At 59.4% G+C, this 23,135-nt stretch carries 23 protein-coding genes; 9 read left to right on the top strand and 14 right to left on the bottom strand.

Translation table 11 applies throughout. The features are described 5' to 3' along the window. Positions 1 to 39: 39 nt before the first annotated feature. Complete coding sequence (locus tag ACR0DB_RS05280; RefSeq protein ID WP_170784051.1) at positions 40 to 477, top strand: DMT family transporter; 438 nt, start codon at positions 40 to 42, stop codon at positions 475 to 477. Here the strand turns inward: ACR0DB_RS05280 and ACR0DB_RS05275 are convergent. The 3 genes from ACR0DB_RS05275 to ACR0DB_RS05265 form a co-directional block, all read right to left on the bottom strand. Then, complete coding sequence (locus tag ACR0DB_RS05275) at positions 461 to 1,147, bottom strand: ABC transporter ATP-binding protein (protein ID WP_480549383.1); 687 nt, start codon at positions 1,145 to 1,147, stop codon at positions 461 to 463. The two genes, ACR0DB_RS05280 and ACR0DB_RS05275, sit on opposite strands and share 17 nt — an antisense overlap. Then, positions 1,140 to 2,435 (bottom strand): lipoprotein-releasing ABC transporter permease subunit, encoded by a 1,296-nt coding sequence (locus tag ACR0DB_RS05270; protein ID WP_480549381.1) that lies wholly within the window; start codon positions 2,433 to 2,435, stop codon positions 1,140 to 1,142. Before ACR0DB_RS05270 ends, ACR0DB_RS05275 begins: the two co-directional genes overlap by 8 nt. Before the next feature lie 65 nt (positions 2,436 to 2,500). After that, on the bottom strand, positions 2,501 to 3,487 hold the full coding sequence (locus tag ACR0DB_RS05265; RefSeq protein ID WP_480549379.1) for a DUF6492 family protein: 987 nt from the start codon (positions 3,485 to 3,487) through the stop codon (positions 2,501 to 2,503). Positions 3,488 to 3,811: 324 nt separating this feature from the next. Between ACR0DB_RS05265 and ACR0DB_RS05260 the strand changes: the two genes are divergently transcribed. After that, the gene (locus ACR0DB_RS05260; protein WP_170769168.1) at positions 3,812 to 4,168 is read left to right on the top strand and encodes a hypothetical protein; all 357 of its coding nucleotides are present in this window, start codon (positions 3,812 to 3,814) and stop codon (positions 4,166 to 4,168) included. On the opposite strand, the gene ACR0DB_RS05255 is transcribed toward ACR0DB_RS05260, so the two are convergent. Continuing rightward, complete coding sequence (locus ACR0DB_RS05255) at positions 4,165 to 5,055, bottom strand: glycosyltransferase family 2 protein (protein ID WP_480549377.1); 891 nt, start codon at positions 5,053 to 5,055, stop codon at positions 4,165 to 4,167. The genes ACR0DB_RS05260 and ACR0DB_RS05255 overlap by 4 nt on opposite strands. Next, positions 5,039 to 6,379, bottom strand: a complete 1,341-nt coding sequence (gene proS / locus ACR0DB_RS05250; RefSeq protein WP_480549375.1) for a proline--tRNA ligase — start codon at positions 6,377 to 6,379, stop codon at positions 5,039 to 5,041. Before proS ends, ACR0DB_RS05255 begins: the two co-directional genes overlap by 17 nt. 167 nt (positions 6,380 to 6,546) lie before the next feature. Between proS and ACR0DB_RS05245 the strand changes: the two genes are divergently transcribed. The 5 genes from ACR0DB_RS05245 (at position 6,547) to ACR0DB_RS05225 (ending at position 12,333) form a co-directional block, all read left to right on the top strand. Further along, positions 6,547 to 7,911, top strand: coding sequence for an FAD-dependent oxidoreductase (locus ACR0DB_RS05245; protein ID WP_170784041.1), 1,365 nt, complete (start codon positions 6,547 to 6,549; stop codon positions 7,909 to 7,911). Then, on the top strand, positions 7,911 to 8,885 hold the full coding sequence (locus tag ACR0DB_RS05240) for an isopenicillin N synthase family dioxygenase (RefSeq protein ID WP_170784039.1): 975 nt from the start codon (positions 7,911 to 7,913) through the stop codon (positions 8,883 to 8,885). Before ACR0DB_RS05245 ends, ACR0DB_RS05240 begins: the two co-directional genes overlap by 1 nt. 90 nt (positions 8,886 to 8,975) lie before the next feature. Then, positions 8,976 to 10,049, top strand: coding sequence for an AI-2E family transporter (locus ACR0DB_RS05235; RefSeq protein ID WP_480549373.1), 1,074 nt, complete (start codon positions 8,976 to 8,978; stop codon positions 10,047 to 10,049). Then, positions 10,050 to 10,739 (top strand): P-loop NTPase family protein, encoded by a 690-nt coding sequence (locus ACR0DB_RS05230; RefSeq protein WP_170784037.1) that lies wholly within the window; start codon positions 10,050 to 10,052, stop codon positions 10,737 to 10,739. A 49-nt stretch (positions 10,740 to 10,788) separates the two neighbouring features. Continuing rightward, on the top strand, positions 10,789 to 12,333 hold the full coding sequence (locus tag ACR0DB_RS05225) for a Ppx/GppA family phosphatase (protein WP_480549371.1): 1,545 nt from the start codon (positions 10,789 to 10,791) through the stop codon (positions 12,331 to 12,333). A gap of 3 nt (positions 12,334 to 12,336) precedes the next feature. Here ACR0DB_RS05225 and ACR0DB_RS05220 read toward each other — a convergent pair whose 3' ends face one another. The 6 genes from ACR0DB_RS05220 to scpA form a co-directional block, all read right to left on the bottom strand. Beyond that, entirely contained in the window at positions 12,337 to 12,708 is a 372-nt protein-coding gene (locus ACR0DB_RS05220) for a hypothetical protein (RefSeq protein WP_480549369.1), read from the bottom strand. Positions 12,709 to 12,745: 37 nt separating this feature from the next. Then, the gene (locus tag ACR0DB_RS05215) at positions 12,746 to 13,735 is read right to left on the bottom strand and encodes an endonuclease/exonuclease/phosphatase family protein (protein WP_480549367.1); all 990 of its coding nucleotides are present in this window, start codon (positions 13,733 to 13,735) and stop codon (positions 12,746 to 12,748) included. 5 nt (positions 13,736 to 13,740) lie between these two features. Next, a complete protein-coding gene (locus tag ACR0DB_RS05210; RefSeq protein ID WP_170769158.1) occupies positions 13,741 to 14,421 on the bottom strand; it encodes a molecular chaperone DjiA in 681 nt (226 codons plus the stop codon). A gap of 45 nt (positions 14,422 to 14,466) precedes the next feature. Then, a complete protein-coding gene (locus ACR0DB_RS05205; protein WP_480549365.1) occupies positions 14,467 to 14,955 on the bottom strand; it encodes an N-acetyltransferase family protein in 489 nt (162 codons plus the stop codon). Next, a complete protein-coding gene (locus tag ACR0DB_RS05200; protein WP_480549363.1) occupies positions 14,952 to 15,554 on the bottom strand; it encodes a VOC family protein in 603 nt (200 codons plus the stop codon). Before ACR0DB_RS05200 ends, ACR0DB_RS05205 begins: the two co-directional genes overlap by 4 nt. A 70-nt stretch (positions 15,555 to 15,624) precedes the next feature. Then, complete coding sequence (gene scpA / locus ACR0DB_RS05195) at positions 15,625 to 17,751, bottom strand: methylmalonyl-CoA mutase (RefSeq protein WP_480549361.1); 2,127 nt, start codon at positions 17,749 to 17,751, stop codon at positions 15,625 to 15,627. Positions 17,752 to 17,919: 168 nt separating this feature from the next. Here scpA and ACR0DB_RS05190 point away from each other — a divergent pair, with 168 nt between their 5' ends. Beyond that, on the top strand, positions 17,920 to 18,366 hold the full coding sequence (locus ACR0DB_RS05190; protein ID WP_170769154.1) for a DUF4174 domain-containing protein: 447 nt from the start codon (positions 17,920 to 17,922) through the stop codon (positions 18,364 to 18,366). Between the two features lie 76 nt (positions 18,367 to 18,442). Here ACR0DB_RS05190 and ACR0DB_RS05185 read toward each other — a convergent pair whose 3' ends face one another. Next, a complete protein-coding gene (locus ACR0DB_RS05185) occupies positions 18,443 to 20,488 on the bottom strand; it encodes an acetyl-CoA carboxylase biotin carboxylase subunit (RefSeq protein WP_480549359.1) in 2,046 nt (681 codons plus the stop codon). A 114-nt stretch (positions 20,489 to 20,602) separates the two neighbouring features. Further along, the gene (locus ACR0DB_RS05180; RefSeq protein ID WP_170769152.1) at positions 20,603 to 20,806 is read right to left on the bottom strand and encodes a hypothetical protein; all 204 of its coding nucleotides are present in this window, start codon (positions 20,804 to 20,806) and stop codon (positions 20,603 to 20,605) included. Between the two features lie 650 nt (positions 20,807 to 21,456). Here ACR0DB_RS05180 and ACR0DB_RS05175 point away from each other — a divergent pair. Continuing rightward, positions 21,457 to 22,614, top strand: coding sequence for a DcaP family trimeric outer membrane transporter (locus tag ACR0DB_RS05175; RefSeq protein ID WP_480549357.1), 1,158 nt, complete (start codon positions 21,457 to 21,459; stop codon positions 22,612 to 22,614). An 89-nt stretch (positions 22,615 to 22,703) separates the two neighbouring features. Here ACR0DB_RS05175 and ACR0DB_RS05170 read toward each other — a convergent pair whose 3' ends face one another. Next, positions 22,704 to 23,057 carry a hypothetical protein gene (locus ACR0DB_RS05170; RefSeq protein WP_170769150.1) on the bottom strand — a complete coding sequence of 118 codons (354 nt, stop codon included), beginning with the start codon at positions 23,055 to 23,057 and terminating at the stop codon, positions 22,704 to 22,706. Positions 23,058 to 23,135: the final 78 nt, after the last annotated feature.

Here is a 23,135-nt window from a genome sequence, read left to right as displayed (position 1 = left end):
CGCAATGATCCAGATCAACGCAACCAAAGGATACGGGCCATGACACAATATGCAGCCATCATGTTGGCCGCCGGGGTCGGAGTGCCCATTCTAGCCGCGCTAAACGCGGCTTTGGGCAAGATGATCGGCTCACCCACCACGGCGGCGGTGGTTCTGTTTGCCATTGCCTTTGCGGCCTCAGCAGCGGTCATGGTGGTTTTTCCCGGCTTTGGGGCCCTGTCCAAAATCGCCGAAGCCCCCAAACACCTGCTACTGGCCGGTGTGCTGATTGCCTTCTATGTCCTGTCGATCACCCACGTCGCCCCGCATTTTGGCGTGGGCAACGCAGTGTTCTTCGTGCTGATCGGGCAGTTGATCAGCGCCGCTGCCATTGACCATTTCGGCTTGTTCGGAGCGCAGGTCACGCCGCTGACATGGATCCGCGCAGGCGGTATCGCAGTGATGGCCGCCGGGGTGGCGATCACGCAACTGGCTTGAGAATACCCCCATCCAGCCGCAGCTTGCGATCCATCCGGGCAGCCAGATCCATGTTGTGCGTGGCGATCAGGGCCGACAGCCCCTCGTCCCGCACCAATGCCATCAGCGCATCGAACACCTGATCCGAGGTATCGGGGTCCAGATTGCCCGTCGGTTCATCCGCCAACAATACGCGCGGCGCGTTGGCCAGCGCGCGGCAAAAGGCGACCCGCTGTTGCTCGCCCCCAGACAGGGCCGCCGGGCGGTGATCGGCGCGCGCCGCAACGCCCACACGGTCCAGCAGCGCCATCGCCCTGTCCTGTGCAGCTTTCTCGGAGACACCATTGGCCAGTTGCGGCAGGGTGATGTTCTCCAGCGCTGTGAATTCGGGCAGCAGATGGTGGAACTGATAGACAAAGCCCACATCCTGCCGCCTCAGCGCCGTGCGGGTGCGGTCGCCTTTGCCTGCGATGCTCTGCCCTGCAATCTCAACGGTGCCGCTGTCGGGCGTGTCCAGCAGACCGGCAATGTGCAGCAGCGTCGACTTGCCCGCCCCAGAGGGCGCCACCAGTGCCACCGCCTCGCCCGCGCTTAGGTCCAGATCGACGCCGCGCAGCACCTGCACCTCGCCCGGTGTGCCTTGCAGATAGGTTTTGGTCAGGCCGTTCAGCCGCAATGTCACATCACTCATAGCGCAGCGCCTCAACCGGGTTCAGCCGCGCCGCGCGACGGGCCGGGAAATAGGTGACAAAAAAGGACAGGCCCAGCGACAGCCCAACCGCCTTGAGCACATCGGACAGGTGCAATTCAGCAGGCAACGCATAGATGCCCCGGATCGACGGATCCCAGACCCCGCCACCCATGACAAAATTCACAAAGCTGAAGATCGGGTCGATATAGATCGCAAACAGGCAACCCAGCACCACACCCATCGTGGTGCCGATAATGCCTGTAAATGACCCGCAGATGAAGAACACGCGCAGGACAGACCCCTCGCTGAGGCCAATGGTGCGCAGGATGCCGATATCTCGCCCCTTGTTCTTGACCAGCATGATCAGACCCGAGACGATGTTCATCGCCGCAATCAGTACGAGGATCGACAGGATGATGAACATCACATTGTCCTCGACCTCAAGCGCGCGCAGGAACCCGCCCGAGGCGTCCTGCCATGTCCAGATCTGACTGCGTTCGCCTGCTGCTTCCAGGATGGGGATCAGAATGGGTGTGAGATTTTCAGGTTCATCCACCATAACCTCGATCTCATCGGCCACACCTTCCCGGTTAAAGAAGGTCTGCGCCTGTTCGAACGGCATGTAGACACGGGTGCGGTCGATGTCATAGCGCCCGGCTGAAAACACATAAACCACCCGATAGGCGCTGACGCGGGGCGAAGTGCCAAAGGCCGTCTTGACCCCGTTAGGCGAGGTCAGCTTGACTGTATCCCCTACTGTCACGCCGATACTGCGCGCCACGCCCGAACCGATCGCAATGACGAATTCCTCGTTCTGAAATTCCGACAGATCGCCCACCGCCTGATCGCTTTCGGCGATGCCCGGCAGGTCCAACAAGTCGTCCGGCTGTATCCCAAAAACTTCGACACCGCTGCTGCGGTCGCGGTTGGTGATCAGCACTTGCCCCTTGACCAAAGGTGCCGCCCGTTGAACGCCCGGCACCTGCCCGATCCTGTCAGCCACCTGATCGTAGTTTTCAATAGTCCGATCTACGCGACCCTGCGCATCAAAATTCCCAGCCGAAAAAACCGTCACATGCGCGTTGGCCCCCAGAATGGTGCCCACAAACTCGGCACGGAAACCCGATCGAACAGCCAACGTGGCGATCAGAGCGAACACGGCCAAGGTGATCCCGATCAGCGAGATCCAGGTCATTACGCTGACGCCCCCCTCGGCGCGGCGCGCGCGTAGGTATCGCCAAGCGATTTTCCATTCAAAAGGTGCAAAAGGCGGGGGTGTCTTGGCCATACCTGCTCCGGTGTTTTTGTTGGACGTGACCCTTTCGGCATTTGGCCGAATGGTCAAGCCGTGCGTTATCCCGACAGGGCGGCGGTTTGCTGCAATACGGCCTCGGCCCGGTTCCGGTCGCAAATGCCGCGCGCCTCAAGCTCGTGAAAGACACGGTCGCGCAAATTCAGGGGCAGGTTTGCGATGGCACGGTTGTGCAACCCAAGCGTCAATGTGCGCGGGTCATCCAGCAGTCCCAGCAACTGCGTCAGCACTTCGTTCGAATAGGTGGGCCAGAGCCCGATGGCTGTGGACTCGGCCTCTTCGAACCAGGGCGGGTATCCGTCGGGGGATTTCAGGCAAAACGCGTTCATCAGCATGAACTCAGACGGCCGCCTGCGCGACGCGAACAAGGCCTGAACCGAGCCGTAGCGCGCGTTGATTTCATCCAGCAGAGACAGGACAAGCGACCGGCGCACCGGGTACGGCGTGGCAAAGGTCGTCGTCTTAGTCTTCCCAGGATCAGGCCGTGACGCATCAAGGGCATCCAGACTTTGCAGCAGCCAGTTCCGGTGAAAATCGCTTTCAATGTCTATGAACGGGATGCGCGCCGCGCCGCCGGGCGCAAAGAACTCTGCCTCATCAAACTGGCGCAGAAACAGGTTCTTGGTGTCCAGAATGACCATATTCTCGGACGCCGCGACCCGCGCTGCGCCCAATTTCAGAACCTGTTGATTGCGATAGCCATTGTTGCCACGCCAACCGCCCTTGCGGATCAGCGGAATGCGAAAGCGGTTCTCGATCAGCACACGATCAAGCACCGGGCGTCGCGCACAATGACCGGCCCCCAATAAAACATCGTCTCCACTGAGGACGCGCACCTTGTCTTGCAGCGCTCCGTAGGCAGGTAGGATCGGCTGGATCTGCTGCCGCAACGTATCTTCATCAACGTCGTTCATGATCACATGGACCGACCCGACCTGCGCCGGATCAACAAACCGGGCGAAGGATAACGCCTGAAGTTCCAGCAGAGGGAAGTCCTTGGAATATACGACCGTTGCGAAACTCAGCACCAGGTGGACCCTTTCAAGGTTTTCGCCCCTCTATCAGCAATCCCGTTTGGTTCCAACCAACCCAGCGCCCGAATCAGCTCTGCCTGCTGAAGGGCTCGATCAATCAGAGCGTAAGTGGGAATCTGTCAGACATACCAAGGGTTGTGACACCGTTCACAGACATCGCGCAACTGTTTCAGCTATGTAGTCAATGCAAGGTTTGCGTGATCGACTGAACTCAAAATGCAACATATCGCGCGGAACAAAATTTCGATTTTTGATTATTTTGCGAAACTTTGTCACCCTGACTGTGGGGGAATACATTTGTAGGAGCGGGGGTCGCTCATGAGTATTCGACTAAACAAAGAAGAAGCGGGCGTCATTTCAGCCCGGCAGGCATCAACAGAACTGGATTGTGAAACGGCCGCATTGCTGAGGGCCGCGATCCGACCTTTATTTGCAAGTGCTGCAAGTTGGAACAGCCTCACCGATATTCTAAAAGACAAGGGGTATCAACTGGCCTTCCGACAGGGTCGGCTGTGTGTCACCGAGATCGCCACGGCAAAACGGATTTGCGGGCTGCGGTTTCTGGGGTTGGAGTTTCGCGATCTGGTGCAGCGGATGGGACGCCCCATCGTTGTTGCCCGCGACAGTGAAACCGGAGACCTGCTAGCCGCCCGACCTTCGGTGAACGGCGCTTAGAAGCTGCGCCAGAACTGGACTGAACGCCGCGTGGTCTTCCACAGGCTGTGGCGCGCCGCCGCTTTGATACCGGCGCATGTTCCCGGTTCGATCAAGCGCCCAAGGACCAGTTTCGCGGGCATGTGGCCGCGATGGTAGAACCGGCAGAAATCTTCCTCAGTCAAGTCACGCGCGGCTTTACGCCCGTCGTAATACTTCATCCAAACCCGCGCATAGTCTCGGGCCGTCACATCCGTGTCACTGCTGGCCCCACGCCCCCAAAACATCGAGATCGGCTCATCCATCCGTTCGCCCTGATACCCGGCCGTGATCATGCGCAGCATCAGGTCATAGTCGGCCGCCACGCGGAATTGCGGATCATGGCCGCCCAGCGCCGCAAACACGTCGCGCCGGATCAGGACTGAGTTATGGCAGAACGGCATCCGTTGCAGGATCGCAGTCAGCGACATGCGCTTTTCGCGGCTTTCTGTCCCATCCTCGAACCTGCGCAAGGTTGAACCATACAAAAAATCGGGTTGGCTCGCTATCAGCCGGTCGACCACAATGTTCAGGACGTTATCCGAGGCCAGCGAGTCATCGGAGTTCAGAAACAGCAGATACTGGCCGCTCGCGGCCCCTGCCCCCTTGTTCATCGCGTCATAGAGGTTGAGGTCCGGTTCGCTGATCACGCGAGTCCGCTGCGCGTCTGCAGTGACCTCTTGCAGAAAGGCAACTGTGCCGTCGGTCGAGGCCCCGTCCTGAATGACATGTTCGGCCCGCCCACATTTCTGGCGAGCCATACAGGTGATCACTTCGCGAAAGCTATCCTGCCGCCCTTGGGACAGCAAGTTATGCGTCGCCGTGATGACCGAGATCAGCGGCGCGTCGGTGTCAGCCGATTTGCTCATAGATCTCGGCGATCTTGGTGACGGCGGCCTCGGGGCTGAGTTCCTCGCTCTCGCCCGAGCGGCGGCAGGTCAGTTCAACCACACCGTTTTTCAACCCGCGCGGGCCAACGGTGATGCGCCATGGCAGACCGATCAGGTCCATGGTGGCAAACTTGCCGCCTGCCCGCTCGTTGCGGTCGTCATAGAGCGGCTCAAGCCCCAACGCAGTCAGCGCACCGTAGAGCTTGTCACAGGCCGCGTCTGCTTCTTCGTCGCCCTGTTTCAGGTTCACGATCCCGCAATGGAACGGGGTTACGCCTTCGGGCCAGATGATGCCTTTGTCGTCATGGCTGGCCTCGATGATGGCGCCGATCAGGCGGCTGACGCCGATGCCGTGGCTGCCCATATGCACGGGCGTCGGCTTGCCATCGGGGCCTTGGACAGTTGCGCCCATCGCCTCGGAATATTTGGTACCGAAATAGAAGATCTGCCCCACTTCGATCCCGCGCGCCACGCGGCGACGATCCTCGGGCACTTGATTGAACAGCGCCTCGTCATGAGTTTCATCGGTGCGGGCATATCTCGAAGTAAACTCCTCGAGGATCGCCTGACATTGCGCGCGGTCGTCATAGTCGATCTGACGGTCGCCGAAGCTCAGGTCGGTGACGGCGCTGTCATAGAAGACCTCGGATTCACCCGTATCGGCCAGCACAAGGAATTCATGCGTGTCATCGCCACCGATGGGGCCGGAATCAGCGCGCATCGGGATGGCTTGCAGGCCCATACGCTCGTAGGTGCGCAGGTAGCTGACCAGATGGCGGTTATAGGCGTGCAGCGCATCCTCTTTGGTCAGGTCGAAATTGTAGCCGTCCTTCATATAGAACTCGCGCCCCCGCATCACGCCGAAACGCGGGCGGATTTCGTCGCGGAACTTCCACTGGATTTGATAGAGCGTCAGCGGCAGGTCTTTGTAGCTGTTGACGTGGCCACGGAAAATATCAGTGACCAGTTCCTCGGCCGTGGGCGTGAACAACATATCCCGGTCATGCCGGTCCTTCATCCGCAGCATTTCCTGACCGTAGTCATCATAGCGCCCGGATTCGCGCCACAAGTCCGCCGATTGGATGATCGGCATCTGGATCGCAATGTGGCCAGCGCGCGCCTGCTCTTCATGGATGATGTTTTCCAGCTTGCGCAGTACTTTGAAGCCCATCGGTAGCCACGAGTAAATCCCGGCCGAAGCCTGCTTGATCATGCCCGCGCGCAGCATCAGCCGGTGGCTGACGATCTGAGCCTCGGAGGGGTTTTCCTTGAGAACGGGCAGAAAGTAACGGCTCAGGCGCATGGGAGGACCTTCGAAGGTGAGAATTTCGCTGCAAGGTGATTATGCCAAAGCCTCGCCGGGGGCAATCACGCAATGGCGTTTTTGCGACCACCGGCCCGTCGCATTTTTTATTGACCCGCCAGTCAGGAACCTCAAATGTGACAGGAATGTAAAAACATGAGGCCCCGATGCAGACAATCTCGGAACCCGCCCGTCAAATTCCTGTTGTTCACCAGACAGATGTTCTCGTCGTGGGCTCTGGCCCCGCCGGGCTGGCCGCCGCTTTGGCCGCCGCGCGCGCCGGGGCCGAGGTGTCGCTGGTCGATCGCTTCGGCTGTATGGGTGGCAACATCACCGCCGTAGGGGTCGAGGGGTTCGCCTGGTATCGCCATGAACAAACGGTCGAGGCAGGCGGCATCGGGATGGAGTTCGAGACCCGCGCCAAAGAGATGGGCGCGGCGGTGCCCGAAAGCCAATCGCTCAGTTATGAGTTGGACAGCGAAGGGTTCAAGCTGGTGGCCGACAAGCTGGTCGAAGAGGCGGGTGTGCATCCGATGCTGCACCGTCAGTTCGTGGCCCCGATCATGGACGGCAACCGGATCACCGGCATCATAACCGAGTCCAAAGCGGGCCGCGAGGCGATTCTGGCCCGCGTGGTGATCGACGCCACCGGCGACGCCGATGTCGCCCACCGCGCCGGTGCGCCCACCCACAAAACCGCGCGCGAGGATATGATGGCGGCCTCGGTCATGTTCCATCTGGCCGGTGTCGACAAGCGCGCCTTTATGGAAGGCGTCAAGGCCGATCCGCAGACCTACAAGGACTGGGGCGGCGGCGGTGAATGGAACATCGAGACCTCAGGCAAAGAGGACGACATGTTCTCTCCCTTCGTTCACAAACCCTTCCAACAGGCGATAGATGCAGGGATGATCCCGCCGCACCTGAACACCATCGCTGGTACGTGGGGCGCGATGCATGACACTGGTGAGCTGACTTATATGAACCTCATCCATCTGGCCGAAATCGACGGAACAGATCCCGACAGCCTGACACGGGGCGAGATCGAGGGCCGTCGTCAATCGATGCTGGCCATCGAGGCACTGCGGCGCTTCATGCCCGGGTGCGAAAACGCGCGGCTGCGGAATTTCGGCATGACCATTGGCATCCGCGACACCCGCAAGATCGACGCGATTTACAACATGACCGAGGATGACGCCCGACATCAGGGCCGGTTCGAGGATACGATCGGCATCTACCCCGAGTTCATCGACGGCTATGGCATCCTGATCCTGCCGACTACCGGGCGTTACATGCAGGTGCCCTATCGTTCGATGTTGCCCAAAGGGATCAAGGGCTTGCTGGTCGCGGGTCGTTCCCATGGCGCAGACAAGGTGGCCCATGCGGCCACGCGCAACATGGCGTGCTGTGCTGTGATGGGACAGGGCGCGGGCATCGCCGCTGCGCTATCGCTAAAAAGCAATCAGGAGGTCGACACGATGAACCTCGCCCCCGTCCACAAAGAACTCGACCGTCAGGGCGTGCGGATTCACTGATGCAGCATATCCCGACCATCGACATTTCGCCTCTGCGTGACCCTGCGCACCCGGACTATGCCCGAACCGTTCAGCAAATCATGGACGCCTGCACTGGGATCGGCTTTCTGTCGATCACCGGCACCGGCATTTCCCCCGATACGGTAGACGCCGTGCGCGCTTGCGTGCGCGATATCTTTGCGGTCGAGGAAAGCGCCAAATGGGATCAGGCGATCACGCGCGAGAACTATCGTGGATATATCCCAATGGGGTTCTTCACCCCCAATGACGGATCAGGCAAGGCCGACAAATACGAAGGCTACAAGCTACACTATGACGTGGCCCCCGATGCACCGATCCGGCAGGACTGCGCACTTTATGGCCCTAACCTCTGGCCAAAGGGCGTGGATAGCGCGCGCGACACGATACTTGGCTATTGGTCGAAACTGGATGCGGTGGCCGATCATCTGCTGGGCGCGCTAGAGGTCGGCCTGCCCCTGCCCGCGCGCGCCCTTCGCGATGCCTTTGTCGATCCAATGACCAACATGACTCTGCTGCATTACCCGCCGCAGGCTCCGGATGAAGGCGGCTATGGCATCCACCCGCACAAGGACACCGACGCGCTGACCATCATCGCGCCAGACCCAGTTGGAGGGCTGGAGGTTCAGAACCGCGAAGGTGGCTGGATCACGCCGGACTGCCCGCCGGGCGGGTTTGTCGTGAATATCGGTGACATGCTGGAACTATGGTCCGGTGGGCGCTTGAAATCCACGCCACACCGGGTCGTGAACCGATCTGGACAAGAACGGTACTCGTTTCCCTATTTCGCGGTGCCACGCCATAACGTTGTTGTCTCGCCCTTGTTGGAGCCGCAACCCGGTTTTGACCGCCCGGCTGTTCACTGCGGTCACTGGTCGGCCGAAATATGGCGAACCAACTGGCCCGATGAAATTGCGGATGAGGCGACGCCGGAACTGGGAACGTTGCAAGACTGACAGGCTGAAAATATCCCGTGCATGAAGCACTTGCATCACCGTGCTGCATACGCCAAGAACGATGGCAAGCGCCGCAAAAAGGGGACAGCCATGGCTTTGCCGGTGAAGGATCAGCTTAGGTATTGGGGCATCGCCGCAGCCGTATTTGTGCTGATGTTATGGGCCCTTGGCGATGTCTTGCTTCCATTTGTGATCGGCGGGGCCATCGCCTATTTCCTTGATCCGGTCGCCGACCGTCTTGAAAACTTTGGCCTGTCCCGGATGGCCGCCACCGGGCTTATCACCGTGGTTGGCATTTTGGGTTTTGTCCTGCTGATCCTGATGGTGGTTCCTGCGCTAGTGACGCAGCTGATTGATCTGATCGAGTTCATGCCAAGCCTCGTCAAACAGCTGCGCGGCTTTGTCGAACAAAAATTCCCTTCCCTCCTTGATACCCAATCCAGTTCGCATCAGTTCCTGGTGTCGCTGGGTGAAACGTTGCAATCCAAAACCGGGGATGTTCTTCAATCCGTCGCCGCCTCGCTCGGGTCGGCGATCAACGTCGTTGTCCTGCTGGTGATCGTGCCCGTTGTGGCCGTCTACCTTCTGCTGGACTGGGATCGCATGATCGCTCGGATCGGAGAGCTGCTGCCCCGTGACCACGCCCCGACCATCAAGCGGCTGGCCAGCGAGATTGACGCCGTGCTCGCCTCGTTTGTGCGTGGCATGGGCACGGTCTGCCTGATCCTTGGCACCTATTATGCGGTTGCCCTGATGGCGGTGGGTTTGCAATTCGGACTGATCGTGGGCTTCATTGCTGGCTTGGTGACATTCATCCCATATCTAGGAGCGTTGATCGGGGGCACCCTGGCCATCGGTCTGGCCCTATTTCAGTTCTGGGGCGACTGGGCCCATATCGCGCTTGTCGCGGGTATTTTTGCGGTCGGTCAGGTGACCGAGGGCAATTTCCTGACTCCAAAGCTGGTCGGCAGCTCGGTCGGGCTGCATCCGGTCTGGCTGTTGTTGGCCCTGTCAGTGTTTGGAGCGCTGTTTGGCTTTGTCGGAATGCTGGTGGCAGTTCCGGTCGCAGCGGCGCTGGGAGTTCTTGCACGGTTCTGCACCTCGGTCTATCTGGACAGCCGACTGTATACCGGCCTGGAAGGCTTGAACCAGAAAGACGACTGAATGGCTCGCCAACTGAACTTCGATCTTCCAGCCAAAACTGCGCTGGGGCGCGAGGATTTTTTCGTCTCGCCCGCAAACGCGCTGGCGGTCGCCATGATCTCGGCAACGTCCTGGCCGGGTAACAAGCTGGTCCTGAGCGGCCCCGCCGGTTCAGGTAAGACGCATCTGGCCCATGTTTGGGCGGCGGAAACCGGCGGGCGTATTCTGCATGCCACCGATCTGCGCCACGAAGATGTTCCCGCACTGGCCCAAACTCCGATTGCCATCGAAGATGTGCCGATGATCGCCGACGATGCCGAACGGCAAAAAACGCTGTTTCACCTGCACAACCTGACTTTGGCCGAAGGTAATGCCCTGCTTATGACCGGGCGTCTGGCTCCGAAATTCTGGGAACTGCCCCTGCCCGATCTGCAAAGCAGGATCGAAGGCGCGCATCACGTTTCGCTGGACCCGCCCGACGATGCTTTACTGGGCGCGGTTCTGGCTAAACTATTCGTGGACCGGCAGTTGAACCCTGGCCCCGAGGTGATCTCGTACCTCGTCAAACATATGGACCGTCGGTTTGAAACAGCTGCCGACGTGGTCGCCCAGCTTGATATGCTGGCCCTGACCGAGAAACGCGACATTACCCGCGCGTTGGCTGTGCGGGTTCTCAATTCGGACCCCGCCGAAGTCGCATCCGGCGATTGACCCGCAACGAACGATTTCGCATTCTAAGCACGGAATATCTGGAAGAGACATGGATCAGACCGTCGAGACCGACATCCCCGACTGGGGACCTTTCGGAAAGCCGCTATTCGACAACCCCGAGGCCCGCGCTCTGTCGCGCGTCGGCGTTGTCGATGTCGGGTCAAACTCGGTCCGGATGGTGATCTTTGACGGCGCGGCGCGCTCGCCCGCCTATTTCTACAACGAAAAAGTCATGTGTGAGCTGGGCGCAGGTCTGTCCGAGACCGGACGGCTCAATCCGCGCGGACGAGAGCGCGCCCTGGCCGCCCTGCGCCGCTTTGCCCAACTGGCAGATGATCTGGGTCTGCCCGGCCTGCACGTGGTCGCCACCGCCGCCGTGCGTGAGGCCGAAGATGGCCCGGCCTTCTGCGAGGACGTCCATTCCGAGACCGGTCTGACCGTCTCGGTCATCGATGGCGGGGAAGAGGCGCGCCTGTCTGCCCAAGGCGTCCTGCTAGGCTGGCCCGGTGCCTATGGGTTGATCTGCGACATCGGCGGTTCCTCGATGGAACTGGCCGAAATCGGGGGTGGAGACGTAGGCCGCCGCCTGACATCAGCCCTTGGTCCGCTGAAACTGCGCGACATCAAAGGTGGTCGCCGGGCACGCAAGGCGCATATCAAGGAAACGATGGAGGACCTGCGCGACCGGCTTGGTCCGCAGCGGGATCGTTTGTTTCTGGTCGGCGGCAGTTGGCGGGCCTTTGCGCGTCTGGACATGTTGCGTCGGGGCTATCCCCTGAACGTTTTGCATGAATACCGCATGACCACCAAGCAGGTACATGAAACGATCAAGTTCATCGAAAAAAGCGACCCCGAAAAACTGCGCAACCGCGCCGGCGTCTCAAGCTCGCGCATGGCACTGATCCCTTACGCGATGGACGTGCTCGCGCGGTTGCTGCGCACCTTCAAGCCAAAGGATATTGCGATCTCAAGCTACGGTATCCGCGAGGGACTACTGTACGAACAGATGCCTCAAATTCTGCGCGACCGTGATCCGCTGATCGAAGCCAGCCGGTTTTCCGAGGCCAAGGATGCGCGCCTGCCCGGTTTCGGCAAACACCTGTTCGACTTCGTGATGCCCCTGTTCAAATCTGCCCCGCCAGCGCGGGTGCGGCTAATCAAGGCGGCCTGTCTGCTGCATGACGTTAGCTGGCGCGCCCATCCCGACTACCGGGCAGAGACCTGCTTTGACTATGTCACCCGCGCCAATCTGGGCGGGCTGAAACACTCGGAACGGGTATTTATCGGGCTGGCTTTGCAGCACCGCTATCGCAACAAGCGCGAGGACACCCGCTTTGCGCCGCTATACGAGTTGCTGGACGAAAACGGCCAGAAACAGGCCGAGATTCTGGGCAAGGCCATGCGCTTTGGTGCAATGTTGTGGATGCAGAACGACGCTACCATGGGCAAGCTGCGCTTTTACCCCAAGAAACGCCAGCTTGAGTTGTTCTTGCCCGAAACCGCTGCCGCCTTGTTCAGCGAAGTGGCCGAGGCGCGGCTGAATTCTCTGGCAACTGCGTTGAAATCCGAAACCCGGATCGTGCTGAAAGGCTGAACCTCAGATATCAATCTCACCTTCGGGTGCCTCGGGTGGCGTCTGCGGCGCAACTTCCGGGGGTTCCGGTTTTTTGCGGATGATGATGTCCCCATTGGGCAGGATTTCAGGCACCTCATAGGCGCTCCAATCCTCAATTTCGGCAGCCAGATCGGCCAAAGCCGGACCCATTTCGGCCATAAAGGACTGCATTGCCAGACCAAACTGGTCGGCCAGCCCTAGCAATTCATCCAACGCCGGTTCCATTTCCCTCCGCAATCCTTCAAAGAACAATTCGGCGCCCTGCTCCATCAGTGATGGGCCGGGCTCGTCCTCGGCAAGAACAGGCGTGCTGAGCGCCGTGGAAATTGCGCAGATCGTGATGAAATGTCTCATGGTGAGAATATAAGGCGAAAATACCGCGCATGTAAGGTCACAGGTCGATATCCAACGTGACCGGAAAGTGGTCAGAGGCCGTAAGAAGCGCGTCGTGTAACTCCTTTGCGGCCAAACATGCCGGGTCATGGAACGGATGCCAAATCCGCCAGCGCGGGTTGAGCGCCCGCAAACCATCGCTGATCATGATGTAGTCCAGCAGGGCCTCAAGATAACCGCCATCGGCCGGCCGCGCGAAACGGGCCGTTGACGGTGGCGTTTCTGTGTGGGCCGAAACCGCATGGGGATCAAACAATCCGGTTTGCACCAGAATCTCGACCGAGGATCGCCCGAACAGGTTTTCGAATTCGTCCAGTCCCGGCCCGTCGTTGAGATCGCCCAACAGAATGACCGGCTCATTCGCCTCAAGATGCGCCCGAACGCGCCGCGACAGCCACACTGCCTGCGCCAGCTGTTTGCGCCGGTTGGCAATCGATATGCGGATCGCTTCGTCCCGGCTACTGGCTCCGTGGGGGGCTTTGGATTTGAGATGCGCGCCAATAAGGCGAAAACTGGCTCCATCGGACGTCGTCACCGCAAGCTCCATCGGCGGTTTTGAAAACTCGACAAGGTCTTCGGTGGCGTCAATGTCGAGATCAATTCGGAACGCCCCATCAAAACGAGGAGCATCATTTGACCCGGTCCCTTTTGGGTCATGACGAACCGTCAGTACCGCAGGATCATAGAGCAGCGCCAGTTCCTGATGCGTATCGTTGGCAAATCCCATCACCGCATGGCTGGTGCGTAGATTAAACGCCTCTGCAAACCCTTGCAGGGCGCGCACGCTGTTCTGAGTTTTGCCGGTATTTGGCGCCTCGACAATCAACATCGCATCCGCGTCGACCGCAGTCAGGACCTTAGCGATGGCTTCGACCTGTTGAGCTTTGGTAATATTTTGCCTGCCAGACCAACTGTCATCAACAATCAGCCTGTCCTTGCGGTCAAACAGATTGGCGAACCATTCGATATTGTAGGTCGCCAGCCGCATCGCGGTCAGGCTCGCGCGCCGTTGATCTCATCCCAGGCGCGGTTGATGTCGATCATCTTTTTCTCCGCCAACCGGATCGCCTCTTCCGGGACACCGCGCGCCATCATTGCATCGGGATGTGTTTCGCGCACCAATTGACGCCAAATCTTGCGGATATCTGGCAAAGGCATATCCCGAGGCACCCCCAGCACCGTGTAAGGGTCATTCGGCGCATCCGGCACAAACCGCGCGCGCAGGGCCAGAAACTGAGCTTCGGTCTGGCCGAAAATCCGGCTGACCTCCTCCAGGAACTCGTTTTCGTTGGGGTGATAGAACCCGTCGGCCATGGCGATGTGAAACAGTCCCTCCATCAGGTCGCAGAAGGTGGTGCTGTCATCGGCGAACATCCCGGCGATCTTGCGGGCGTATTCCTGATAGCCGGCAACATCGGTCCGGGCCATGTCGAAAACGCGGGCCGCGTCGGCTTCGTCCTCGCGTGCGATTTGAAAGACGTCGCGAAAGGCCGTGACCTCATCCCGCGTTACCTGACCATCGGCCTTGGCCATCTTGGCCCCGAGCGCGATAACAGCGATCGTAAACGCGACCGAACGCTCTGGCGGCGTGCGCAGCTTTTCGAAAACAGCCGTAAGGCTTTCGCCTTGGGCAAGCGCGCTGAGCGCGTCGGATATGCGGGTCCAGATCGACATGAGGGCACCCTACCCTCTGAATTCGCCCGTGTCAGGTGCGACCAATCACTGCGGTGTCAGAATTTTCTGCATCAGCACAAGATCCAGCCGTTTTTCCCATTTGAAGCCCACCTCGGGCATCCGACCGGTCTCGGCGAACCCCATCGCCGTATGGAACGCCATCGCACCAGGATTGGCCGAGGAAATCCCCGCGACCAGAACATGCACCTGTTGGGTTCTTGCTACTTTTTCCAAAGCATTCATCAGCGCGCGCCCGACACCCTGCCCGCGCGCGGCAGAGGTCAGTTGAATGGAATGCTCGCGGCACTGCGCGTATCCGGGACCAGACCGAAACGGAGCGTAAGTGGCAAAACCCAGCACCTTGTCGTGTTGCTCGGCCACCAAGAAAGCGGGGCCACGCCCGGAGATATCTTCTGTGATGCTCTCGACGTTCCTTTGATCCGTTGTGAAGGTGATCAAAGTGTCTCGGATGATCGCATTGGTGATGTCAGCTATGGCCGGGGCGTCCAAAACCTGCGCAGGGCGAATGATCATTCCAGCACGCGCAGGCCATGCGGCGTCTCAAACTCGGCCTTCAGCGCGGCGGGGCCAGTATCAAACACCACGCGATCCATTTGGCCCACCAGTTTTGCCAGTTCCAACCCTTCGGGATGCATGACCACCAACCGCCTCAGCTGACAACCACTATGTTGCAACATCCGGGCTGGGTGCAAATCCCCTTGCCACTGGATGAGCGCAGGAAACAGGTTGTCGAACGGCAAACGCCCGCTGGGCGGAACTGCCATCTGCCACCGCAGGGCGCCTCGTGCCAGATCAATTGGTTGTCCGACACCGTCGGGGAACATATCCAGCGCCGCTGCGATACTGGGGACGCGGCAAATCCAGTTGGACAGGCGCGCGGTTCCCTGAAACCGGTCCAGATCGAACCAGCGTGTGCGTTCAAGGTTGGGGGCATCGGGATCGACAGCGATTGCCTCTAGATACAGTCCGTCAGCCAAGCCTAGTAGCCGGTTATGCGTTCCAAACGCCTCGTGTTTGCCACCTTCCTGCAGGGCGACGCCAAGCGCTCGTTCAATATGGGCCGTGGCCTCTTCCAAACTCTCGCCCGCCACGGCCAGATGATCCAGTTGCATAAGTGCCCCCTGCTAGAAAGTCTTCATCGAAGACTTTCTAGCATAAGATTTTTCGACGAAAAATCTCAGTCTACGCACGGGTCTCGTCGATCAGACTCAAGATGTCTTGCGCCGCCTCGGGGATATTCGTGCCCGGACCAAAGATCGCCTTAACACCGTTGTCATAGAGGAATTGATAGTCCTGCTGCGGGATCACGCCGCCACAAATAACGATGATGTCCTCGGCCCCGGCTTTCTTCAGTTCCTCGACCAGTTGCGGGGCCAGCGTCTTGTGCCCGGCGGCCTGCGACGAGATACCGACCACATGAACGTCATTGTCCACCGCGTCCTGCGCAGCTTCGGCCGGCGTCTGGAACAGAGGGCCCACGTCCACGTCAAACCCGATATCGGCAAAGGCGGTTGCGATCACTTTGGCACCCCGGTCGTGCCCGTCCTGCCCCATCTTGACCACCAGCAAACGCGGGCGGCGGCCTTCGGCCTCGGCAAAATCTTCGATGGATTTTTGAATGGCGGCGAAGCCTTCATCACCTTCATAGGCCGCGCCATAGACACCGGCCAGCGTCTTTACTTCGGCGCGGTGGCGGCCGAATTCTTTCTCCATAGCCATACTGATCTCTCCTACGGATGCACGGGCGCGGGCGGCCTCAACGGCGGCGGCCAGCAGGTTTCCGCCCTCTTGGGCAGCTTTGGTCAGGGCGTCCAGCGCCTGTTGGCACGCGGCCTCATCCCGCGTGGCGCGGATGCGTTCCAGCCGCGCCACCTGCGCATCGCGCACGGCCACGTTGTCCACATCCAGAATGTCGATCGGGTCTTCCTGTTCCTTGCGGTACTTGTTGACGCCGACGATCACCTCTTCGCCCCGGTCGATCATCGCCTGACGGCGCGCCGCCGATTCCTCGATCCGCAGCTTGGGCATGCCCGAGGCAACTGCCTTGGTCATGCCGCCCATCTCCTCGACCTCCTGCATCAGGGCCCAAGCCTTGTCGATCAGCTCGTTGGTGAGGCTTTCGACATAGTAGGACCCAGCCAGTGGATCGACCACGTCGGTCACGCCAGTCTCTTCCTGCAGCACAAGCTGCGTGTTCCGCGCGATGCGGGCCGAGAAATCGGTGGGCAGCGCGATGGCTTCATCCAGAGCGTTGGTGTGCAGCGACTGGGTGCCGCCCAGAACCGCGCTCATCGCCTCATAGGCGGTGCGGATCACGTTGTTATATGGGTCCTGTTCCTGCAAGCTGACGCCCGAGGTCTGGCAATGGGTGCGCAGCATCTTGGACCGTTCGGATTTCGCCCCGAACTCGGTCATCACCCGGTGCCACAGCGTGCGGGCGGCGCGCAGCTTGGCGATCTCCATGAAAAAGTTCATGCCGATAGCAAAAAAGAACGAAAGCCGCCCCGCGAACTTGTCCACATCCATCCCAGCCTGAGTCGCAGCACGCACATATTCGCGCCCGTCCGCCAGCGTATAGGCCAGTTCCTGCACCAGGTTCGCCCCGGCCTCCTGCATGTGATAGCCCGAGATCGAGATCGAGTTGAACTTGGGCATCTCGTTCGACGTGAACTCGATGATGTCCGAGATGATCCGCATCGATGGTTCGGGCGGATAGATATAGGTGTTGCGCACCATGAACTCTTTCAGAATGTCGTTCTGAATGGTGCCAGACAGCAGGCTTTTGTCGTGGCCCTGTTCTTCGCCCGCAACAATGAAACTGGCCAAAACCGGGATCACCGCCCCGTTCATGGTCATCGAGACCGAGACCTTGTCCAGCGGGATACCGTCGAACAGGATCTTCATGTCCTCGACGCTGTCGATGGCGACGCCCGCCTTGCCCACATCGCCCACCACGCGGGCATGATCGCTGTCATAGCCCCGGTGCGTGGCCAGATCGAAAGCCACCGACACGCCCTGCTGACCAGCGGCCAGATTGCGGCGGTAAAAGGCGTTCGATTCCTCGGCTGTCGAAAAGCCCGCATATTGCCGGATGGTCCAGGGACGGCCCGCATACATCGTGGCCTTTACCCCGCGCGTGAACGGGCCGAACCCCGGCAAATTGCCCATATGCGGCAGATCTGCGGTATCTTCAGCCGTGTAAAGCGGTTTGACGTCGATGCCTTCCAGCGTCTCTTTGGTCAGATCATCCAACGGCCGTCCGCGCAGCTCTTTTTCCGCCAGCGCCTGCCAGTCCTTGGTGTTGGTCATGTCGATTTCCTCTCGTCAATTCGGATCACGGCGGGCTGAGGCCACCGCGGTGTTGTGCTGCACCCTGCCCCGCCAACCCGGTCAAAGCGCGAAATTTTGAGCGATCCGGGCAAATCGCCGGTCGCATTCGTCAAAGCAGCAGCTATATTCAATGGAACAGGAGGCCCCATGACACGCACGCTTGCCCTTGTTTTCTCGGCACTAATCCCGCTGGCTGCGATGGCGGCCGATGGGTCCGCACCTGCGGAAGATGAGTTTGTTCGACCCGCAGGCGACAGCGAACTGTCCGAGTTTCTGTGGGTCAACCGGCCCATCATCGTCTTTGCCGATACCCCCGCCGATCCGCGATTCCAGCAACAGATCGACATGCTGGTCGAAGGCGAAGCCGCGATGCGTGATCGCGATGTGATTGTCATCACCGACACGGACCCGTCTGACCGCTCCCCGATCCGCTCGCAATTGCGCCCGCGCGGGTTCCAGATGGTGTTTGTCGACAAGGACGGCGTGGTAAAACTGCGCAAACCGTCCCCTTGGAGCGTGCGTGAGATTGGCCGATCCATCGACAAAACCCCCCTGCGCGAACGCGAGATTCGCGAACGGCGCGAGGGCGGTTGAGCGCCTTCGCCACGCCCCAAGTTCCCGGCGCAGAACGCCGGGACGTCATAGGGATATGACAATAGCACGCTCATGATCATTCGAACTCGATGATCACATCGTCCACGGCAAGGCTGTCACCAGGGCCCGCGTTGATCTTGGCGACCACGCCTTTTTTCTCGGCGCGCAGAATGTTTTCCATCTTCATCGCCTCGACGGTGCACAGCGCCTGACCTTCCTGTACTTCTTGCCCCACTTCGACGTCGATCTTCACGATCAGGCCGGGCATCGGGCAGAGCAGCATTTTCGAAGTATCTGGCGGCAGTTTCTCGGGCATCAACTTGGCCAGTTCCGCCTGACGCGGACGGCGGACATGCACCTTCAGGTCTGCACCCCGGTTGCGGATACGGAACCCACCCGAAATTTTGCCGACCTTCATGACCAGCGACTCTCCGTCGACATCCAAAACAGCCAGTTGGTCGCCCGGTGTCCAATCCGAGGCGATCCGCAGGCTCGTGCCGTCCGAGAAGGCAACCGTCGCGCCCTCTTTATCCGCTTCGATCCTGACGTCGAACTCCTGACCCTGCAGCGCAACATTCCAATGCGCGCCGACCTTGCGTTCGTGGTTATCCATACGGCCCGAGACGCGGGTGCGACGAATTTCAGCAACACGGTACATGGCCGCGCAAGACGCTGCGATACGGCGCAGGTCTTCTTCTGGCAAGGTGACGCCTTCAAAACCGTCGGGATATTCTTCGGCGATGAAAGCGGTGGTCATGTCGCCACTGATGAATTTGGGATGATCCATCACCGCTGACAGGAATGGCAGGTTGTGACCAATGCCCTCGACCTCGAAACTGTCGAGCGCCACACGCATCGCCTCGATCGCTTGATCACGAGTCGGGGCCCAGGTGCACAGTTTGGCGATCATCGGGTCGTAATACATGCTGATCTCGCCACCTTCATAGACGCCGGTATCATTACGCACTGCCGACGCCCCTTGGGGTGCATCCCCCTGCCATTTACCGTTCACCAGCATAGGGCCAGCCGCCGTTTCCGCCGGAGGACGATAGCGGGTCAACCGCCCAATCGAGGGTAGGAAACCGCGATACGGGTCCTCGGCATACAGGCGGTTTTCAATGGCCCAGCCGGTCAGAGCTACGTCGTCTTGGGTGATCGACAGCTTTTCACCTGCGGCCACGCGGATCATCTGTTCGACCAGATCGACGCCGGTGATCAACTCGGTCACAGGGTGTTCCACCTGAAGGCGGGTGTTCATCTCAAGGAAGTAGAAATTCTTTTCGCCATCCACGATGAACTCGACGGTCCCGGCGCTGGCATAGTTCACGGCCTTGGCCAGCGCGACAGCTTGTTCACCCATCGCCTTACGCGTTTCCGGGTCAAGGAACGGCGACGGAGCTTCTTCCACAACCTTCTGGTTCCGGCGTTGGATCGAGCATTCACGTTCGCCCAGATAGATACCGTTGCCGTGGCTGTCGCACAGAACCTGAATCTCGATATGGCGCGGCTGGGTCACGAATTTTTCGATGAAAATCCGGTCATCGCCAAAGGAATTCGCAGCCTCGTTCTTGGACGATTGAAAGCCCTCGCGCGCTTCTTCATCATTCCACGCGATGCGCATGCCTTTGCCACCGCCACCAGCGCTGGCCTTGATCATTACTGGATAGCCTATGTCGTTGGAAATCTTCACGGCCTCATCGGCATCCTCGATCAGGCCCATATAACCCGGCACCGTCGACACGCCCGCGTCCTGCGCGATCTTCTTCGAGGTGATCTTGTCACCCATACTTTCAATCGCACCGACCGGAGGGCCGACAAAAGCCACGCCTTCGGCCTCAAGCGCCTCGGCGAACTTGGCGTTTTCAGACAGGAAGCCGTAACCGGGATGCACGGCCTGTGCGCCGCTTTGGCGGATCGCGTCCATCACCTTGTCAATCACGATATAGGACTGGTTCGCGGGGGGCGGGCCGATATGCACGGCCTCATCCGCCATCGACACATGAAGCGCGTTGCGGTCCGCGTCCGAGTAGATGGCGACGGTGCCAATCCCCATTTTGCGCGCGGTCTTAATGACCCGACATGCGATCTCGCCCCGGTTGGCGATCAGGATCTTGTTGAACATGGAACGTCCTTTGTCTTGATGTTTGAGAAACGCAAAACGCCGCCGCGGGGCATAGACCCCACGACGGCGTTTCGCGCGATGACGGTCGAGGCGACACGCGCCCCGTTGATTTCTTTACCTACAGTTGTTTTGCGTTTTGCAATACAAGACGTTGCCAGCGGCCCCGACGGCTGCGCCCACGATGGGGTCCGCGTTGAGAACGGCGGCACCCAGCGCCCCCGCGCCGCCGCCGAACAGCGCCTGTTCGCCAAAGTTGTCGCCGCAGGCCGACAGGCCCCCGCAGACGGCCAGCGCCAGTGCCAGTTTCGAGAATTGCATGATGTCTGCCCCTTCAGAATTTTTACTGCATTCGAACGCTGATGTCGGATTTGCGGAGTGATATTCAATAACACCAGGGGAAATTGCAGAATATGCGCAGCTTTTTGCCGTCCTAGAACCGATTCATGGACAAAGAAAAACGCGGGCAGGGTTTTGTGTAACTCACAAGCCTGCCCGCGGTAGGAAGGGGTACGGAATAGTAGGTGCATGTGCGACGCAGGCAAAGTAGAGCCGCACGGCCCGCTCAACATGCACGGTGAAGTTGCACGTGAAAACTGCGATCCACGAGGCACACGGTTTCCGGCTGGAATCTGCCCATTCCCGAAAACGCCGCGCAAATAAGCGCCTATACCGATTCTCACGCCTTCATGAGGAACTGGGCCCAAAAGCGTCACAAATTCGTTACGATTTACTATCGAAATGAGATACTTTGCAAGTGCAGCATCACTTTTCGCCACCGCAATGTGAACGTCAAAATCCCTTGTATTCCACGTTTTAAATACAGGCTTCACACGCGTGTGAAATCGAGCGTTTTTCGGAGCACTTTTTCTTGAGAAATTTACGCTCTGCAGTCCCGATCTCGTGATTTCCAAGAATTTCGCAGCCGTGGAAGGTTGCGCGTGCACACTCGCACACAAGGAAACATCCAAATGATTACAAAGAGAAAAACGGCATCTCTGCTCGCTGCCACTGCGCTCAGTGTGACTGGCACGCTTGCTTATGCCCAGGATGCGAATACGCAGGCCGAACTGGAGGAACTGCGCCTTCGGATCGAAGCCTTGGAATCTCAGGGACCGAACGCGACCCCCGGTGAATTTAGGATCGGGAATACGACGCTGGACGTCTACGGCTATGTCAAAGCCGACTTCTTTTATGACTTCGACTTTGATCAAGGCGACACCGCTTTCGTGAACGTCATCGGTGAACCTTCGACGGCAACCAGCGGCACTTTTGGTGCGACTGTTCGCCAGTCGCGGATTGGACTGCTGACCAGCACGCCCAGCGCCATTGGAGACATTGGCGGGCAGTTGGAACTTGACCTGTTTGCAGGCGGCGGTGCTGCTGAACTGCGCCTGCGTCACGCCAACATCCGCATTGGTGACGCATGGTTGATTGGCCAGTTCTGGACCAACTTCCAGCCGCTGGACACCTATCCGACCTCGGTCGAATTTAACGGTCCCGTCGGTATCGCCTTTGCCCGTGTTCCGCAGATCCGTTATACTGTCACCTCGGTCGAAAACACCGATATCGCTTTCGCAATCGAAGAAAACGTCGGCGGCTCGAACTCTGATGATCCGGTCTTCACCGCGTCGGCTGAATACAATGACGGCAAATACATCGGACGCATTGCCGGCCTTTACGGTCGCGCGCAAGACGGCGGCGGCCTCAACGAAGTCGACCAGTGGGGCGTGACCCTGTCTGGTTCTGCTCGTTTGTGGGAAGGCGGTCTGTTCCAGGTCAACTACGTGACTGGTCAGGCGCTGGGTCCGTGGCTGATCGGCTTGGGTGATCCGGTCGTTGGCGGTGAAGCCAACGATGTCGACGGCTTCACCGTTGAACTGCGTCAGCAAGTCAACGACAAGTGGAATGTTGGTATCGCCTACGGTTACGAAGACTATGACCTTGCCACCTCGACTGGCGATCTGGCCTTCACCGAACTGGAGACGATCCACATCAATGCTTTCTATCAGGCAACCGAGACTCTGACTCTGAGCGCTGAATACATCTACGGCGAGCGGAACGACGTAATCTCGGGTGAGGACTTTGACGGTAGCCGCGTTCAGGTTGCGGCGCAGTTGAACTTCTGATCGCATATTACGACCCTGCCCCCCACTGCGGGGCAGGGTTTTCCCATTGGGAAACACCCGTGAAGGATATGCGACCTCAGCAAGCACGCTTAGCGCAGTCCGTCAAAGATGTCGGGAAAGGACATCTTGGCCACATCCAGATCAATCACCAAAAGCGCATCATAGCTGGCAGGATCAAACGGGTCCTCGGCCGGAACGACCTCGCGTTCGAACAACCAGCTCAGACGGCCGGCATCCAGATTGCCACGCTCAAATGGTTGATCCCCGAAGTGCTGCCATAGCGCCTCCATAAAACCCGCATCGGCGCGCCGGTCGGCTGGTTTACGATCCCGAAAGCGCTCGCGCCGGGTCAGGGGCGTTACCCCCTTGGGGTTGGCGCGGCGAATGGTGAATTGAAAATCTGTTCCGGCAAGGCGCCCCGGAAATCCGCGATGCTTCAGCATACCGCCACCCCGCTGGCATTAGTGCCTTCCGGGAAAAGAAAATCACATCCGTTGATGGACGAGGTCATATCGCACGCC

The sequence above is a fragment of the Ruegeria sp. AB6 genome (assembly GCF_056542685.1).
This window is presented reverse-complemented; position numbering and strand designations above follow the sequence as displayed.

What these genes read in the sequence shown, in the direction of transcription:
- ACR0DB_RS05280 (WP_170784051.1), top strand. Translation starts at nt 40, where the DNA reads ATGACACAATATGCAGCCATCATGTTGGCCGCCGGGGTCGGAGTGCCC.
- ACR0DB_RS05275 (WP_480549383.1), bottom strand. Translation starts at nt 1,147, where the DNA reads ATGAGTGATGTGACATTGCGGCTGAACGGCCTGACCAAAACCTATCTG.
- ACR0DB_RS05270 (WP_480549381.1), bottom strand. Translation starts at nt 2,435, where the DNA reads ATGGCCAAGACACCCCCGCCTTTTGCACCTTTTGAATGGAAAATCGCT.
- ACR0DB_RS05260 (WP_170769168.1), top strand. Translation starts at nt 3,812, where the DNA reads ATGAGTATTCGACTAAACAAAGAAGAAGCGGGCGTCATTTCAGCCCGG.
- ACR0DB_RS05255 (WP_480549377.1), bottom strand. Translation starts at nt 5,055, where the DNA reads ATGAGCAAATCGGCTGACACCGACGCGCCGCTGATCTCGGTCATCACG.
- proS (WP_480549375.1), bottom strand. Translation starts at nt 6,379, where the DNA reads ATGCGCCTGAGCCGTTACTTTCTGCCCGTTCTCAAGGAAAACCCCTCC.
- ACR0DB_RS05245 (WP_170784041.1), top strand. Translation starts at nt 6,547, where the DNA reads ATGCAGACAATCTCGGAACCCGCCCGTCAAATTCCTGTTGTTCACCAG.
- ACR0DB_RS05240 (WP_170784039.1), top strand. Translation starts at nt 7,911, where the DNA reads ATGCAGCATATCCCGACCATCGACATTTCGCCTCTGCGTGACCCTGCG.
- ACR0DB_RS05235 (WP_480549373.1), top strand. Translation starts at nt 8,976, where the DNA reads ATGGCTTTGCCGGTGAAGGATCAGCTTAGGTATTGGGGCATCGCCGCA.
- ACR0DB_RS05230 (WP_170784037.1), top strand. Translation starts at nt 10,050, where the DNA reads ATGGCTCGCCAACTGAACTTCGATCTTCCAGCCAAAACTGCGCTGGGG.
- ACR0DB_RS05225 (WP_480549371.1), top strand. Translation starts at nt 10,789, where the DNA reads ATGGATCAGACCGTCGAGACCGACATCCCCGACTGGGGACCTTTCGGA.
- ACR0DB_RS05220 (WP_480549369.1), bottom strand. Translation starts at nt 12,708, where the DNA reads ATGAGACATTTCATCACGATCTGCGCAATTTCCACGGCGCTCAGCACG.
- ACR0DB_RS05215 (WP_480549367.1), bottom strand. Translation starts at nt 13,735, where the DNA reads ATGCGGCTGGCGACCTACAATATCGAATGGTTCGCCAATCTGTTTGAC.
- ACR0DB_RS05210 (WP_170769158.1), bottom strand. Translation starts at nt 14,421, where the DNA reads ATGTCGATCTGGACCCGCATATCCGACGCGCTCAGCGCGCTTGCCCAA.
- ACR0DB_RS05205 (WP_480549365.1), bottom strand. Translation starts at nt 14,955, where the DNA reads ATGATCATTCGCCCTGCGCAGGTTTTGGACGCCCCGGCCATAGCTGAC.
- ACR0DB_RS05200 (WP_480549363.1), bottom strand. Translation starts at nt 15,554, where the DNA reads ATGCAACTGGATCATCTGGCCGTGGCGGGCGAGAGTTTGGAAGAGGCC.
- scpA (WP_480549361.1), bottom strand. Translation starts at nt 17,751, where the DNA reads ATGACCAACACCAAGGACTGGCAGGCGCTGGCGGAAAAAGAGCTGCGC.
- ACR0DB_RS05190 (WP_170769154.1), top strand. Translation starts at nt 17,920, where the DNA reads ATGACACGCACGCTTGCCCTTGTTTTCTCGGCACTAATCCCGCTGGCT.
- ACR0DB_RS05185 (WP_480549359.1), bottom strand. Translation starts at nt 20,488, where the DNA reads ATGTTCAACAAGATCCTGATCGCCAACCGGGGCGAGATCGCATGTCGG.
- ACR0DB_RS05180 (WP_170769152.1), bottom strand. Translation starts at nt 20,806, where the DNA reads ATGCAATTCTCGAAACTGGCACTGGCGCTGGCCGTCTGCGGGGGCCTG.
- ACR0DB_RS05175 (WP_480549357.1), top strand. Translation starts at nt 21,457, where the DNA reads ATGATTACAAAGAGAAAAACGGCATCTCTGCTCGCTGCCACTGCGCTC.
- ACR0DB_RS05170 (WP_170769150.1), bottom strand. Translation starts at nt 23,057, where the DNA reads ATGCTGAAGCATCGCGGATTTCCGGGGCGCCTTGCCGGAACAGATTTT.